Genomic DNA, 14661 nt, shown 5'->3' with positions numbered 1-14661 from the left:
ATCAGATCGGACTGGCCGATTCGCCTTGCAATGTATGGGCTTTGAATTGAGGGCTCAATCGCTGCGCCCAACCATCGGACGAGAAGCGGCTTGCAGCGGCTGCAGCGATCTCAGCCCTGCGCGCCGGGTCGCGTGGCCGTCCGAGCAAATCACGCAGCAAGGGGGTCGCCATTTCCGTGTCCGGCTCCGCCCAGCGGCCGGTCCCGTTGTAGATACCCGATGCGTCATTGACGGCGACAAGTTGACAGCCAATGGGGTGCGCACCAGGCAGGTCCATGAAATCCGTGTTGCCGGACCAATTGGTCATCATGACGTCCACCCCGGCCATGAGTGACTTGACCAGCATGAAGCCAAAGCCCTCACTCCGGTGAGGTGACAGGTAAATGTCGGCTGCCGAAATGAGCGCATTCATGTCCGGTGTGCCGAGCGTAGCCGTCAGCAGCTGGATACGGGGATCTTTCCCAATCTGCTCGAGCAAGTCCCGTCGCGTTGCGGCATTCCAGTCCAGATTCGAGACTTTCAGCACGAGACGAACATCGGTGCGTTCGCCGACCGCGGCTTTGAAAATCTCGATCGCGGCAGCCGGGTTCTTTCGCGCCATGGAGGACCTTGCGTCAAATGCGCAGAAGACAATCCGCTCGCCTTCAGGAGCCAGCCGACGCCGCCATGTGTCGACATCCACAGCCCCGAATTGGTCGGCCGCCAGGGGATAATGGACACAACTCACCGAAGCATTCGGCGATTTGGACCTGATCGCGCTGGCCGTGAACTCGCTCGGCGCCCAGATTTCGTGGAAGTAGGCGACCTCACCCTGCCAGTCGGTTGGCATGAGCTCGAGCTCCCAGGCCCAAATGCCAATCCGATAGCGATGGCGCAGCCTGTCTGTTCCAAGCCTGGACAGTGCGAAGGGCACTTCGGGCGGGTTGAGGTGGACAATAACCGGCCCGCACCCGTCATCCGCCGCCGCCGGAGCCGGTGGCTGCCAGTCAAACACAGGCTGGCCAGGTGCAAGCTGGTCGCTGAGATCGATCAGGGCCGGATTATAGCCACTCGCCTGAAGCGCCCGGAAAACCACGCGCGCGCCGCTTCCTATGCCGCTCGCGACGCGGAAGAGACCAACGACTGTCGGCTGGCCCGTTCGATCGACATTATCGGCTCGGAGCGAGGCAAGCTTCTGGCGTTTCCAGAGGCGAGATGTGTGCCGGATCGCCGAATTCAATGCCGATTTCGCCAAAATCCATCCCCCGACCACCCACTCGAGCGGTCACTCATCGTCTACCCGGCCAGCGCCGGTGGCAACCCAGAATCACTTGCAAGCAAGACGGATGCCAGCGGTCAGCCTTCATCCGCCAATTGCCGGACGACTTGCTCAACGCTCTCGGTCCAGACGGGAGCAGTGTAGCCGAAAGCTGCACTGAAACGATCCGAGTTCAGCATTGAATTGGCCGGCCGCTTTGCCGGTGTCGGGTAGTCAGCCGTGGTCACCCGGTTGACCGCCGGGCGGCGTCCCCACCGGGACGACTGAGTTTGGAAGATGTGCTCCGCAAAATCGGCCCAGCTGGCACCGCCCTGACCGGCAAAATTGTACAGGCCATAACGATCATCCGAAGCAGAGAGATCGTCTGCGGCAATCAGCAGAGCGGCCGCGATATCTGCTGCATGGGTCGGACAACCGCGCTGGTCATCGACCACACCCAGTGCGTCCCGATCCGACCCGAGGCGCAGCATGGTCTTAAGGAAATTCTTCCCGTAGCGCGAATAGACCCAGGCCGTGCGCAGGATCACGACACGGTCGTGAGCTCCCAGCACCCCTGCTTCGCCCTCGAGCTTGGTCTCGCCATAGACACCCTGCGGACTTGTCGGGTCATCCTCGAGATAGGCTGATGGTTTCGTGCCATCGAACACATAATCGGTGGAGATGTGCAGGAATACGAAACCGCGCGCCTGACAGGCCTCGGCCATGGCCGCCGGCGCCGCGGCATTCACCGCCCGACACGCTGCAACATCTGATTCCGCCTGGTCGACTGCGGTATAGGCAGCCGCGTTGAGCACGACACTCCCCTCAGGAGCGGCCATGATCGCGGCACGGATCGCATCCGTATCCAGCAGGTCGACATCCTGTCGCGACAGTGCCGTCAAGGGCCGACCGGTCACGGTCGCCTGGTCAATCACGCAACGCGCCACCTGTCCGGTAGCGCCAAACATCAGCACCGGCTTCACGCACCTGTACCCTTTGTGAGGCCGATCCGTTCCTGCTGGTGGCCGCGGGCCTGGATGGCCTGCCACCAGTCGCGGTTCTCGAGATACCAACGCACCGTTTCAGCAATCCCTTGCTCCACAGTGACCGACGGGGTCCAACCAAGCTCCGATTTGATCTTGGCCGCATCGATCGCATAGCGAAAATCATGGCCCGGGCGATCGGTGACGAACTTGATCAGGTCCTCACTTGGCGTTTTGCGGTCCAGTTCCTGATCGATGATCTTGCAGATTTGCTTGACTAGATCGAGATTGCTCACCTCGGCATCGCCACCCACATTATAGATCTCGCCAAGCCGGCCGCGCTCCAGGATGGTCAGCAGCGCTTCCGCGTGATCGTCGACATAGAGCCAGTCACGCACATTCGACCCGTCGCCGTAAACCGGAATGGTTTCGCCTGCCAAGGCCTTCAGGATGACAACCGGGATCAGCTTTTCGGGGAATTGGAAGGGACCGTAATTGTTCGAGCAGTTGGAGATGACGACGGGCAATTTATAGGTCTTGCCCCAAGCCCGCACCAGCATGTCCGAAGACGCCTTGCTGGACGCATACGGGGAATTGGGGGCGTAGCGCGTGGTCTCGGTGAAAAAGCCCGTCGGCCCCAGCGCGCCGTAAACCTCATCGGTCGAGATATGATGGAAGCGGAAAGCCTCCTTGCGTGCACCGCCCAATCCTTCCCAATGCGTACGGGCGGCCTGCAGCATGTTCGCCGTGCCCATGACATTGGTTTCAACGAAGGCGATCGGCCCCTCGATCGAACGATCGACGTGCGATTCCGCGGCCAGGTGCATCACCGCATCGGGATCGGTCTCGGCAAACACCTTGTTGAGCGCATCGAGGTCACGGATGTCCGCCTTGTGAAAGGAGTAGTCCGGATGATCGGCGATGGAATCAAGATTGGCGGGATTGGCGGCGTATGTGAGCGCATCCAGATTGGCGACCGCGTAGCCACGCTCCGTGATAGCGCGTCGGACAACTGCGGAGCCGATGAAGCCGGCCCCGCCGGTAACAAGAATTTTCAAGGTATTACTCCCGAGGAACTAGGTCCGCATCAAGCTGGCGCGTACACAAACGGCGAATTGAAATCGTGCCAGGATTGGGCCTTGGCATCCTTGGCGGACAGGACGGCTTCAGACTCCCCAATTCCCCAATCAATACCAAGGGCCGGATCAGACCAAAGGACCGAGCCATCACAGCTGCCATCATAAAAGTCGGTGACTTTATAGGTGACATGCGTGTCGGGCTTCAAGGTGACAAATCCATGGAGGAAACCGGCAGGGACCCAGATCTGGCTGCCATTGTCGGCCGAAATCTCCGCCTTCACGTGCTGCCCGTAATGAGGGCTGCCACGGCGCACATCGACGACTACATCAACGATGGCACCGCTGGTCACGCGTACCAGCTTGCCCTGCGCATGAGGCGGGGTCTGGTAGTGCAGGCCCCGGACCGTACCGGTTTGAGCTGAACAGGAATGATTGTCCTGGACGAATGCCGCATCGATACCGGCCTCGGCAAAGGCCTTCTCATTGTAAGTTTCGGAGAAAAATCCGCGGTCATCTTCGAAACGGCGCGGCGTTACGACAATAACGTCGGGAATGTCGAGGCGCTGGATTTGCATGGTTTCTCCCTGATCAAGCTCGCGCTCTTACACCAACAGAGCCGCTCTTGAAACCGCTTGCCGAAATTGTCTGTTGAGTGCTCGACACATTCGCGCCTGCAAGCTAACAGTCACACTTGGCGAAGCTTCGGGGGAAGATCGAATGAAAGGGATAATTCTGGCAGGCGGGAGCGGCACACGGCTGCACCCGATCACGGTCTCCGTTTCCAAGCAATTGCTCCCGATTTACGACAAGCCGATGATCTATTATCCGCTGTCCGTGCTCATGATGGCCGGCATTCGCGAAATCCTGATCATCACCACGCCCGAAGACCAGGCCGCATTCAAGAAACTGCTCGGCGATGGGTCGCAGTGGGGTGTGGAGCTTCACTACCAGATCCAGCCATCACCGGACGGGCTCGCCCAAGCCTTCATCCTCGGTGAGGATTTCATTGGTGGCGACTCGGTCTGCCTTATCCTTGGCGACAATATCTTTTACGGTCACGGGCTTGCAGAGAAGCTCAAGCGCACCGCCGCCATATCGGGTGGCGCCACCGTTTTCGGTTATCATGTGATGGATCCGGAGCGTTATGGCGTTGTTGAATTCAACGATCAGGGCCAGGTCCTCTCAATCGAGGAGAAGCCCGAGAACCCGCGCTCCAACTTTGCCCTTACCGGGCTGTATTTTTACGACAATTCGGTCGTCGAGATCGCCAAACAGGTCAAGCCCTCGCCGCGCGGCGAGCTCGAAATAACCTCGGTCAATCAGGCCTATCTGGACCGCAATGAACTGAACGTGGAAGTCCTGGGCCGCGGGTATGCCTGGCTCGATACCGGCACGCCGGCCTCGCTGGTTGAGGCGGCGGAATTCGTCCGCTCACTCGAGCAGCGGCAGGGTCTGCTGATTTCCTGCCTCGAGGAGATCGCCTATCGGGAGGGTTGGATCGACAAGGCCGCCATTCTTGCCCAGGGCGAGAAAATGAAGAAATCCGTCTACGGCTCTTACCTTCTGTCCCTCGTCAAGCCGGACCATCCCGCCTTGAGCTGACAGACACCGACCGGGGCAGGACGCCACGGCGCCTGCCCTGCCTCCTTCGCCCCACCTGCCATTCGTGTGTAGCCATGACCGATCCGACCGACAATCCCGACAAACCCCGGCGAACCCCCGAACAGCGCGCAGCGGCCCGTGCACGGAGGCAGGACCGCGGGCAGCCGTCCGCCCGGGGCGACGCATCAGGTGCGAAGCCGGGCGACAAGCCCATCCGCCGACGGGTGCCGTCACCCAATATTCCGACCTCGGGCGGCAGCAAGCTCCCGACCAAACGCAATCCGGCCGGCAAGACCACAGCCCGGCGGGCGCCCCCTGCCGTGCCGGACAACCCGATCCCGGTCATCCTCCACATTGGCGGGCACAAGACCGGTTCATCAACAATCCAGTCACTCATGCGAGGACAGTTTTCGGACATCGACACGGATGGCGCCGACTTCTTCTATCCGCTCATTTTCAATAATTATCGCGGTCAGCACTCCGACCTGTCACGACTGATCCGCACCGGTCTGCACGATGAAATGTCGGACGCCTTTGCGACGATCGAGCGGGAGCATGCCAAGGCCGCAGACAAGACTGTTGTCCTGAGCGGGGAAGACTTGTCCACCTTCTCGGTGAAGGAGATAGACATCCTCAATGCCGCGCTCTTGGCGCGGCGACTGTTGGTGACCAAGGTGGTTTTCTTTTACCGGCCGCGCGAGCAGTTCATCCGCTCGTCCCTGATCCAGCACATGAAGGGTGATCGGTACTTCGTGACGCCGCAGCGTTTCGCTGAACGCATACGGTCATACAGTCATGATGAAATCATCAACCGGTTTGCGACAGTTTTCGGTCGCGACGCGGTCACGGCGGTGGAGTTGGTGTCCGGGTCCAATGCGGTGGCAATGTTCGGCGAGGCCACTGGAATACCGCTGGCGGCCGACGAGGCAGACGACTCACAACCTCGCAAGAATAAGAGCCTCGATTTCGGTGTCGCCTGCTGGGCAAACTCAACCAATCTCACCTATGGCCTTGAGCCAGGCATCGTACAGCGCGTCTCGGATCGGATGGACTGGCCGGCGGCCCCGGTCGGTCTCGATCTTAGCCTGAATGACGCCATGGCGATCCTCGACGGCGCCGATCTTCCCGAGATCGACGTGAAGGCCCTCGGGGAGAAACGAGGTCCGTCAGAGACGGTCGCTTACCTGCGGACGCTATCCGAGTATTTCTCGAAACTCGCAACAGAGATTCAAGAACGTAACCATCTCTGACAGTTACGCCGCTGCCGGGATCACAAGGTCCAGAGGCTGGTGTCAATGCCCATAAGACCCAGTTTGCTGATGTCCTCGCGATACAGCCCCCGCAGTTGCTCATGCAACACCGGGTCAATATCCAGCTGTCCTTCAGGAGACGCGTTGCGATAGCGCTTTGCCTGGTGCTCGGTGTATTCCAGTGGCAATTCCAGGAAATCAGCCAGCCGCTTGATCCAAGCTTCCGGATTCGTCTTGAGTTCCTCATACATCAGGATTTGAACACGCTCGCGCCCGAAAAGCTCCCACGCCTGCGCGATATCTCCGGCATAAAGTGACTGACGCAAATTGGTCCCGGCGGCGAACCAGTGCCCGCGGCGGCGGGGATTCAGGCTCAGCTGCTCCAGGCCCTCCTCGACATACTGATCGAAGGTCTGATGTTTGTGGTGCTCGGCATGATGCTTGAACTGCGAGTGGGCACGATCAATCGGATGCCGCAGCGTGACGATGACCTTGGGATAGCCACAGGCATTCTTGATCTCGCTGATCGCGCCTTGGGAGAACAGATAAACAGGCGTAACTTCAGCAATATAGGTATATTCGCGTTCGACCGGGTGGGCGAAGAGGCGTTCATAGTCGCGCAGCGACAGCCCACCCTTGCGGTAACCCTCCTGCAAGACACCAAAGAAATTGGTTTCCTTTACCGGCGAAACCAAGACATCGCTGTGCGCCGCCAGCAGGCCGTACAGAAAACTGGTCCCGCTTCGCCCAGGGCCCACACCGAACAGATTCGGCAGGCTGGTTCGGACTTTTGCGCCCGACGTGAATTGCATGTGCCGGTAATAAACAGGTCCGGTGTCAATGTTCGAAATTGTCATTCATGGCTCCGTCTGACACGACGAGATTAGTGTGCAGTTCGCTTTTGGGAATGGTAGCGACCCGACGATTCGTATCACTATCCGAATTCATCATAGATTTCACGCAATCGCCGGGTCATATGCCCACCAATTGCATCATATGAGAATCCTTCGTGAATAAATTGTCGTCCATTGTCAGCGATTTCAAGGCTTTGCTTGCTGCGCTCATGGGCATCGCGAAGACTGGCAGCCGCTGAGCGAACAGATGGCTCGGCCCAATACTGGCCCTGCCAGAAAGGATACTGATCCGGCCCGACAGCCGCCATGGTAAAGCTGACCGGGTAGGCAGAGCCCTTGCGAACGAATTCATTGCTGCCGGAATAGGCCGTTGAAATCACCGGCTTACCACGCCCCATCATCTCGGCAACATTGAGGCCAAAGCCCTCAGACCTGTGCAGTGAGATGAAGCAATCCGCCGCCTCCTGCAAACTGTCCATTTCAGACCGCTCAAGAACGCGATCGATAACGATGATGCGGTCGTCTGACTCGATCCACCGGACGATCTCGGCCCGCTCCGAGTCGAAACTCCGGTTTCCACCGTGCATCTTGATCACGAGCCGGACCCCGTCATCCTCAGGGAAGGCCTGCTGGAACGCGGCGATCGTGGCTTGCGGGTTCTTGCGCGAAAAGAAGGAGTTCAGGTCCAGCGAAGTCAGAACCAGATACTTGTCATCAGGCAGACCAAATTCGGCGCGAAGAGGGTCAGCCTTCTGCGGGACTACCGGATGCGGCATGACCAAAACATGCTTCTCGGTCTTCGCCCGAACGGCATCGGCAACAAATCTCGACGGCGCCCAGATCTCGTCCACATTCTCGAGCGCCGGAAGCCAGGCATCCGGGAATTGTGACAACTCCCATGCCCAATACCCGATCCGGTATCGGCCGCTCAGATTCTGCGGGTCCACGAGCTCGCCCAGGCGGAGCGTCTGGTCGGCATTGATGTGGAAGAGGTTGATCGGAAACTCGCTGACCGGTCCATCAAAATCCTCCGGCACGCCAAACTTGTCATTGAAAACACCTCCGGTGGAGATGGCATGACGACTATGTGGAACAGCAGCCGCATCCAGCGCGCGATCCGCGTTGCGCGCGCCCTCACCGACACCGGTTTCGGTCATGAAGTAGCCGAACAGGCCAACACCGAAAGGCATGCCCTTCTCGACATGGATACTCGCGCGCGGGTCTGGGCGTGGGGCAACTGGCCGCGACCGGCCGAGCGCACTACGAATCTGCATCCGGACGCTCGGCGGCAGTGTGGCGCGGGCAATGGCCTTGGCGCGGTCCTTGAGCGTAGGAGACGGCGGCTGCAGAAGCGGCGCGGGCACACCCGGGCTTGCAGCGACGGTGGGTGCGATCGACTGCGCCATCAGCGCGCGCTTCGACGCCCAAAGGCTTTCCGCGGCCGCGATGCAGGGTTTGGGGATATGATGTTCTGCGGCTCCGCCACCGAGGAACCAGTCCATCAGACCCATTCTTCCCTCATTGGAGGCCAGCGAGAAGGTTGCCTGGACGTCGACGCGGCGCCGATACGCAGCACCGACGATCAGCGGAATATCGACCATGCCTGGCTGGGTGTAGAGCGGGTCAGCGCGGAGGAATTTGCGATGATCGGAGTCCGCGAAAAACGCCTTGGCCGACTCGTTTGACACGCCCTGATCGTTCAGGATGAGTCGATATTCTGGCGGCATGCCGGTCCCATCGGAAAGCTGGTTGTAGGCATAGGGAATCTTGGAGAAGGTCTTGTGCCCGTTTGCCTCGAGCTGATCGAGATAGATATGGAGCAGACCTTTCAGATCGCCGATATTATCGACCTGAAAACGATCCTGATGCTTCGAGAAAACATCATAATTGCCAGGTTTGACGCCTGAGAAATGGAAGAAATGAAGCGGGTCGCCGCCTGACTCCCACTCATTCTCGCCGACACTCACCACCGGCCGCGATGCCAGGTTCCAGTAGGCTGTATTATAGCCCTTGTGATGCAGGATTTTGAGCTGCGGCATGAAAGCAGGAGCCAGGTCACAGAACTTCTGATCGACGAACAGCCCTTCCTCGATGCGGTTGATGCATTCCGCACGGCAGCGATCCGCCCACCAGTCGACGAATGCCCGACCTTCCGGCTTGCTGGTGAACGCGCCAAAGCCGAGATTGTAGATGCCGCTTTGCATGATCGTCTGGTCGCTCGGCTTCAAGCCGTCATCCAGAGGCACGGTTGTATGCGGTGTCAGAACACCGGTCGCCCCGCGGCGGAGCGCGGCATAGACGTGTTCGAGCGGGCGAACGATATAGAGGTCCGGGTCCAGATAGAGGGCCTGCTTGTACCCCTGATCGAAGAAGTATTGCATGACGAACGGCTTGATCGCCGTGTTGAACTCCATGACATCATAGCGAAGCGCCATTTCCCAGTAATAGGGGAGCCCAATGTCTTCCGCGCTGATCAGGCCCTCGATGCCCTCAACCGGTTCGCCCTCGGCCGGATCACAGAGGATGATGACAAATTTCTCGTCGGGATCAGCGGCTGCCAGGCTGTCCCGCAGGGTCAGCGCATAAGCCAGGTAGTTCCGGGAACAGATGGTAAAATGTACCCGTGACGTATGGCCTGCACTCATGTCAGCACTCCCTGCGAGATTTCTTTATTCAAACCGACCTGGCACGATTCACATGCCGATCGGTGACATCTACCTGCCCGACTCGACCTGGCGTGGAGTCAGACAACCACAAACCACCCGACAGGCACCCAATCTGAAATCTAGACGTCCAGCGGAAACGGGCGATATCCCCGTACATATCCAACCTGGTCAAAATGCTGCTTGGCGCTGGCTTTGTCTTCATCGAGCTTCACATTGTAGGTCGACATGTACCAGTCCTCATCAACCGGGAAGTTGGTACCGACACGCGCTTCCTTGTAGCCCGCTTCCAGGAAATGGGATTCCGGATCCTCAAGATAGCCCTCAGCGTGAGCCTTTGCGATATCACCATATAGCTCAAGATAGAATTTCGTATCGACTTGCGGCCGACAGGGGAAACGCCCCTCGAAATATCCGGCACTCTCAAAATGAGCCTGCGCACTCTCCACTACGCCTTCATTGATCGCGACATTCACGTCCGGATATTCATTGAGATACCAGGCCGCATCCACCTTCACGCCCTGCAATGCAAGGCTTATGAGTTTGCGAAGGTCGCCCATCGAGAGCTTAGCCTCTGACCCTGACGTTGAGAGAGATGGTAGAAGTGATTTGATGTGCGGTGGATAGTACATGGTCAGCCCCTCATGTGACGCCCCCTGTGGCGCCTCGATTTAATCTGGTCGCAGCACCTGAACTCGCCCAGCCAAGCAAGATTCTGATCTGAAAGCCGGGTGCCAGATGCAATACATTTTCTGCGGCTTCCCGCACGATGTGGAGCGTGATGCCCGATAGTAAATCCGGTTTCAAGACTCAATTGGTTGCGGAACAGGAATTCGCCACATTGTGTGGCCGCACAGGTCCGTCGTGCCGCAATCACGGGCAAAACCCATGGCTGCTCAGGCCAGAAGTTCCCGCCTCTTTTGCTGCATCGTCTTCTGGTACAATGGAATGATGTCGTCGGCAGGCCCAAAGTGCACCAACTTGCCTTCGTCGATGACGGCGACCTTGTTGCAGGTGTTTTTCATCAAGCCGAGATTGTGCGTTGCAAGGACCAGAATGCCGGCCCGCTCGACGAGTTCGCTCATACGCGCCCTGGCCTTGCGAAGAAACTGCGCGTCGCCGGCTCCGAGCCACTCGTCCAGGAGCAGAATATCGCTCTCGACCGCCGTCGTGATTGCGAAGGCAAGACGCAGGGCCATACCGCTCGAATAGGACGCAACGGGCTGGGTCAGCCAATCCCCGAGCTCCGAGAACTCGGTCACATACGGGATCAGCGCCTGGACCTGATCATAGGACATGCCCAGCAACGTCCCGCGCAGCAGGATGTTTTCGTAACCGGTCGCCTGTGGAACGAAGCCGAGCGACGCGTTGAAGATCGACGCCACCTTGCCCTTGATTGTAATCGTCCCGCCCGACGGCGGATAAATACCGGCTAGCGCCTTGAGCAGCGTGCTCTTGCCAGACCCGTTGCGCCCGAGCAATCCAAGTCGGTCACCGTGCTTGAGATTGAAGCTCACATCCTGGAGCGCATCGACATGATGCGTGCTCTCGCCGGAAGCGCGCTTGAAGCCACGCCGGATCGGATAGGCAATTCGCAGATGCTTGACGTCGATGGAGGGGTCGACTTCCGGAGCCTCGTTTACAGCCAATAGTTCAGCCTCCGACCCGACATCTGGAAGGCCAGGAGGCCCAGCCCTACCAGGACCAGCGTGCAGACCCCGACGACGATCATGCTGATCAGCGGGGGCGTTACGCCCATGAGCGGCCCCCGAACAACCTCGATATAGTGTGCGAAAGGGTTCCAGGTAAAAAGAAAGGACATCACCGAAAACTCGCCTTCAGGAACCGGTTCGCCGGTGAAGCGCGCGGCCCTGCGCTCGGCGAGCCAGATAACGGGCGTGAAGAAAAAGGCAATACGGATGAAGGAGCTGGTCAACTCGGCAATATCCTGAAAGCGGGTCGTGATGCATCCCAGCATCAGGGCCACGCCGTAACCGGACAAGATATAGAACAACAGCGCCGGCAGTGCTTCGAGCGCGGTCATCGTCGGGCGCCAGCCGAAGAAGAGCGCGATGGCGATCGCTGTGAGCATTTGCAGGATCAGAATGAAAGATAGGCGCACCATCAGGGCGTGCACGAAGGCTGTCTTCGGCAATCTCAACTGCAACAGAAAACTGCGATTATTCAGAAAAACCGAGCAACCGCTGACGATTGCTGCCGAAATGAAGTTCCAGCAGGCGAAGCCCAGTGCGACGTATCGGACGTGTTCGCGAAAAACCAGGCCCTGCAATTCAGACATCAACAATCCGACGCCGAGCACGGTCAGCGCGAAGCTGAGAACCAGCCAGCCGCTGCCCAGGAATGTCCGACGGTTATCAAGCTGAAGCTTTTTCAGACCAAAATAGGCCCACGACCGAAGCGAGCGGGTCGAAGCCGTCAAATCATCTACTACCAACATCGCGCCGCACCCGACCTGCCTGAAGGCTTGAACTTCCAAGGCTCAAGCTCCAGAACGGCTTAGCATAGTCGAGCGTAGGGGGAAGCCCCCAAACGGCACATGGCAAGGGAAAGACCCATGGGGCACAGGACCTATTTCACGATCTGCTCGGTCAATTATCTGGCCTATGCGCTCACACTGGGACGGTCGTTGCGCGCCGCTCATCCGGGCGCGGACTTCCGGATCGTGATCGCGGACTCGGACACTGCGCTGACACAGGCCGGGCCGATCGAATTCCCGGTCGTGACACCGGCCGATCTCGGGCTGGACATGCTGCCCGACATGTCGCTTCGCTACTCCGTGATGGAGTTCAACACCGCACTCAAACCCTTCGCATTGCGCCATTTTCTTGCCGAACCGGCGACCAGCCAGGCCATCTTTCTCGACCCAGACATCCTTGTCGTCTCGGCCTTTGAAGAGCTGTTTGACCTGCTGGATACAGACGGCGTAGATGGCGCCCTGACGCCGCATGCCTGCGTACCGCCGGGCGACGATGCCGCCATTGATGATATCCGCCTTCTTCGCACAGGTGCCTATAATCTGGGCTTCTGCGCCTTTGTTGACACGCCAGCGACCGCGCGTTTCCTGGACTGGTGGGCCACACGCCTGTCCACACAATGCATTGTCGACCTCGAGGCCGGTCTGTTCGTCGACCAGAAATTCATGGACCTCGCGCCCTCCTACCTAGCCGGCCTGCGGGTTTTCTCCCACCCGGGCTATAACGCCGCCTACTGGAATCTCGCGCACCGGCCCATAACACGGGACGACAAGGGCGACTGGCATGCCGCCGGATCCGTCTTGCGCTTTTTCCACTTCTCCGGCGTCGCACCGGAAGATCGCGACGTGTTCTCGCGACACCAGACACGCTACCAGGCAGGGCAACTCGGCGCGTTGAGATCCCTGCTCGACACCTATCTGGAACGGATCAACGACGCCGATCACAACCGGTACGAATCCATCGCCTATGGCTTCGATACCTACGGCGATATTCGCCTCGACCCCTTTGTCCGGCGGGTCTACCGGCACGCATACCCAGAACCGCCAGAGGCCTCACCGAGGCCGACGGAGCTGACGGCTTTGTGCCGCGCACCGTCCGGCTTCCCCGGGCTCAATCGCTATTGCGCGGAAGTCTGGGAGTCTCGGCCGGACCTGCAACGCGCTTTCCCGCTCAACAGCCCGGCCGGACGCCGCGCCTTCCGGGCCTGGCTCTACAGCCACGGCCTTGATGAACATCGGCTTCAACCCGGGTTCCTGCCCGCACGAACCTGGCTCGACCAGCTCTATGACCGGACTGCAGACAAGGTTCGCAGACTCCGCGCCGCCGTGTAGGGCGGATCAGGCCGCCTTTAGGTCGAGGCCCGGGCGGCGCGGGCTTCCGCGCGCTCGATCTCGAGGCGTGCTTCCCGGCCAAGCCATTTGGACCCGGCCCGACGCACGATGTTGCGCGCGGGCTTCTCGACGAAATGATAGAGCAGGACCGCTCCGAGCACGACCGTGGCGAGGTAGACCACAAAGAGGAGTCCGCCTTGGGCAAAGCTCAGCTCGCCCTCGAAATTGCGACGCAGGCTGATGCCGATCACGAAGAGCGGTGCCGCGTGCCACATATACATCGAGTAGCTGATGCGACCGAGATAGGTCAGGGGCGCGAGCGAAAGCAGGCTGCCCACAGCTCCCTTCATGCAGGCGAAGGCCAGGACACTGAGTGCGGTCAACAGAACGACTGCGGTCTCTACCTGTAGCCAGGGAAGGTCTGGTCGGGCAATCAGCAACCAAACGCTGGCGCCAATGGCGAGGACCGCGACAACATCCCAGACATAGCTCGGCTTGAGGTGCTGGTAGATCCGGAACAGGAACATCCCGGCCGTGAATTCACAGAGAATTCTCACCATCGACCACTCATACGTCCAGTTGAAGCGCCGCCCCGGCAGGATGGAAATGAATGCCTGGAGCGCCAGAATCAACACGATGACGAGGATTATATTGATCACGATATGGTTCTTGATGCGCGTCACCGCAAACATGAGAGCCGGGAAGAACAAATAGGCGAGCCATTCAGCACTGATCGACCACGCCGGAAAATTCCACGTATTCTGCGGCAGGACATTCCACGCATGAACCATCAGGATATTGAGCACGAATCCGGACACACCGAAGCGGTCAGTGGACCACAGGAAGCCGGCCCATGCGCCGAGCCCGACCCAGATCAATAGCGTCGCCAGGTGGACCGGATAGATACGGGCGACCCGCGACAGAATGAAATCGAGAAAGCGAAACTTGCCGCCCGCATAGTCCGCCGAATAGACGTAGCACAGAATAAAACCCGACAGGATGAAGAAGAAATCGACGCCCAGCCATCCATAGGAGAGCGCCGGGGCATAGTCCGACAAAGCGAACTCACCAAGGCGATCCTTGATGTGGTAGATCACCACATAGATTGCCGCAAAACCGCGTGCAGATGTCAGCGGATCAATGATGGTCTTCTTCATGTAACCGTCC

The 14661-nt window shown here is 59.2% G+C and carries 13 protein-coding genes; 3 read left to right on the top strand and 10 right to left on the bottom strand.

All coding sequences use genetic code 11. From position 1 onward, the window contains the following. Nucleotide 1: 1 nt before the first annotated feature. The 4 genes from JXQ94_RS01255 to rfbC all read right to left on the bottom strand — a co-directional run bounded on the left by JXQ94_RS01255 (nt 2) and on the right by rfbC (nt 3874). Nucleotides 2–1234 carry a glycosyltransferase gene (locus tag JXQ94_RS01255; protein WP_421922013.1) on the bottom strand — a complete coding sequence of 411 codons (1233 nt, stop codon included), beginning with the start codon at nt 1232–1234 and terminating at the stop codon, nt 2–4. A 101-nt stretch (nt 1235–1335) separates the two neighbouring features. Continuing rightward, nucleotides 1336–2205 carry a dTDP-4-dehydrorhamnose reductase gene (gene rfbD, locus JXQ94_RS01250; RefSeq protein ID WP_421922012.1) on the bottom strand — a complete coding sequence of 290 codons (870 nt, stop codon included), beginning with the start codon at nt 2203–2205 and terminating at the stop codon, nt 1336–1338. 11 nt (nt 2206–2216) lie between these two features. After that, nucleotides 2217–3278: a dTDP-glucose 4,6-dehydratase gene (gene rfbB / locus JXQ94_RS01245; protein WP_421922011.1), complete on the bottom strand. Its 1062-nt coding sequence runs from the start codon at nt 3276–3278 to the stop codon at nt 2217–2219. Between the two features lie 29 nt (nt 3279–3307). Further along, entirely contained in the window at nt 3308–3874 is a 567-nt protein-coding gene (gene rfbC / locus JXQ94_RS01240; protein WP_421922010.1) for a dTDP-4-dehydrorhamnose 3,5-epimerase, read from the bottom strand. A gap of 142 nt (nt 3875–4016) precedes the next feature. Here rfbC and rfbA point away from each other — a divergent pair, with 142 nt between their 5' ends. Both rfbA and JXQ94_RS01230 read left to right on the top strand, forming a co-directional pair. Continuing rightward, on the top strand, nt 4017–4901 hold the full coding sequence (gene rfbA, locus JXQ94_RS01235; protein ID WP_421922009.1) for a glucose-1-phosphate thymidylyltransferase RfbA: 885 nt from the start codon (nt 4017–4019) through the stop codon (nt 4899–4901). Continuing rightward, on the top strand, nt 4793–6151 hold the full coding sequence (locus tag JXQ94_RS01230; RefSeq protein WP_421922008.1) for a hypothetical protein: 1359 nt from the start codon (nt 4793–4795) through the stop codon (nt 6149–6151). Before rfbA ends, JXQ94_RS01230 begins: the two co-directional genes overlap by 109 nt. A gap of 20 nt (nt 6152–6171) precedes the next feature. Here JXQ94_RS01230 and JXQ94_RS01225 read toward each other — a convergent pair whose 3' ends face one another. From JXQ94_RS01225 to JXQ94_RS01205, 5 genes are all read right to left on the bottom strand, one after another. After that, a complete protein-coding gene (locus tag JXQ94_RS01225; protein ID WP_421922007.1) occupies nt 6172–7008 on the bottom strand; it encodes a sulfotransferase family protein in 837 nt (278 codons plus the stop codon). Between the two features lie 77 nt (nt 7009–7085). Then, nucleotides 7086–9650, bottom strand: a complete 2565-nt coding sequence (locus tag JXQ94_RS01220; RefSeq protein ID WP_421922006.1) for a glycosyltransferase family 4 protein — start codon at nt 9648–9650, stop codon at nt 7086–7088. Nucleotides 9651–9790: 140 nt separating this feature from the next. Then, nucleotides 9791–10228: a hypothetical protein gene (locus JXQ94_RS01215; RefSeq protein WP_421922005.1), complete on the bottom strand. Its 438-nt coding sequence runs from the start codon at nt 10226–10228 to the stop codon at nt 9791–9793. Between the two features lie 336 nt (nt 10229–10564). Next, on the bottom strand, nt 10565–11317 hold the full coding sequence (locus tag JXQ94_RS01210) for an ABC transporter ATP-binding protein (protein WP_421922004.1): 753 nt from the start codon (nt 11315–11317) through the stop codon (nt 10565–10567). Continuing rightward, entirely contained in the window at nt 11308–12165 is an 858-nt protein-coding gene (locus JXQ94_RS01205; RefSeq protein WP_421922003.1) for an ABC transporter permease, read from the bottom strand. Before JXQ94_RS01205 ends, JXQ94_RS01210 begins: the two co-directional genes overlap by 10 nt. A 78-nt stretch (nt 12166–12243) precedes the next feature. On the opposite strand from JXQ94_RS01205, the gene JXQ94_RS01200 reads away from it, so the two are divergent. Next, nucleotides 12244–13494, top strand: coding sequence for a hypothetical protein (locus JXQ94_RS01200; protein WP_421922002.1), 1251 nt, complete (start codon nt 12244–12246; stop codon nt 13492–13494). A gap of 17 nt (nt 13495–13511) precedes the next feature. On the opposite strand, the gene JXQ94_RS01195 is transcribed toward JXQ94_RS01200, so the two are convergent. Then, nucleotides 13512–14651 (bottom strand): acyltransferase family protein, encoded by a 1140-nt coding sequence (locus JXQ94_RS01195; RefSeq protein WP_421922001.1) that lies wholly within the window; start codon nt 14649–14651, stop codon nt 13512–13514. Between the last annotated feature and the right edge of the window lie 10 nt (nt 14652–14661).

This window comes from Maricaulis maris, from assembly GCF_049116555.1.
GTDB classification, from domain to species: Bacteria; Pseudomonadota; Alphaproteobacteria; order Caulobacterales; family Maricaulaceae; genus Maricaulis; species Maricaulis maris_C.
Note: the sequence above shows the minus strand (reverse complement) of the source record. Positions and strands in the feature narration are given on the sequence as shown.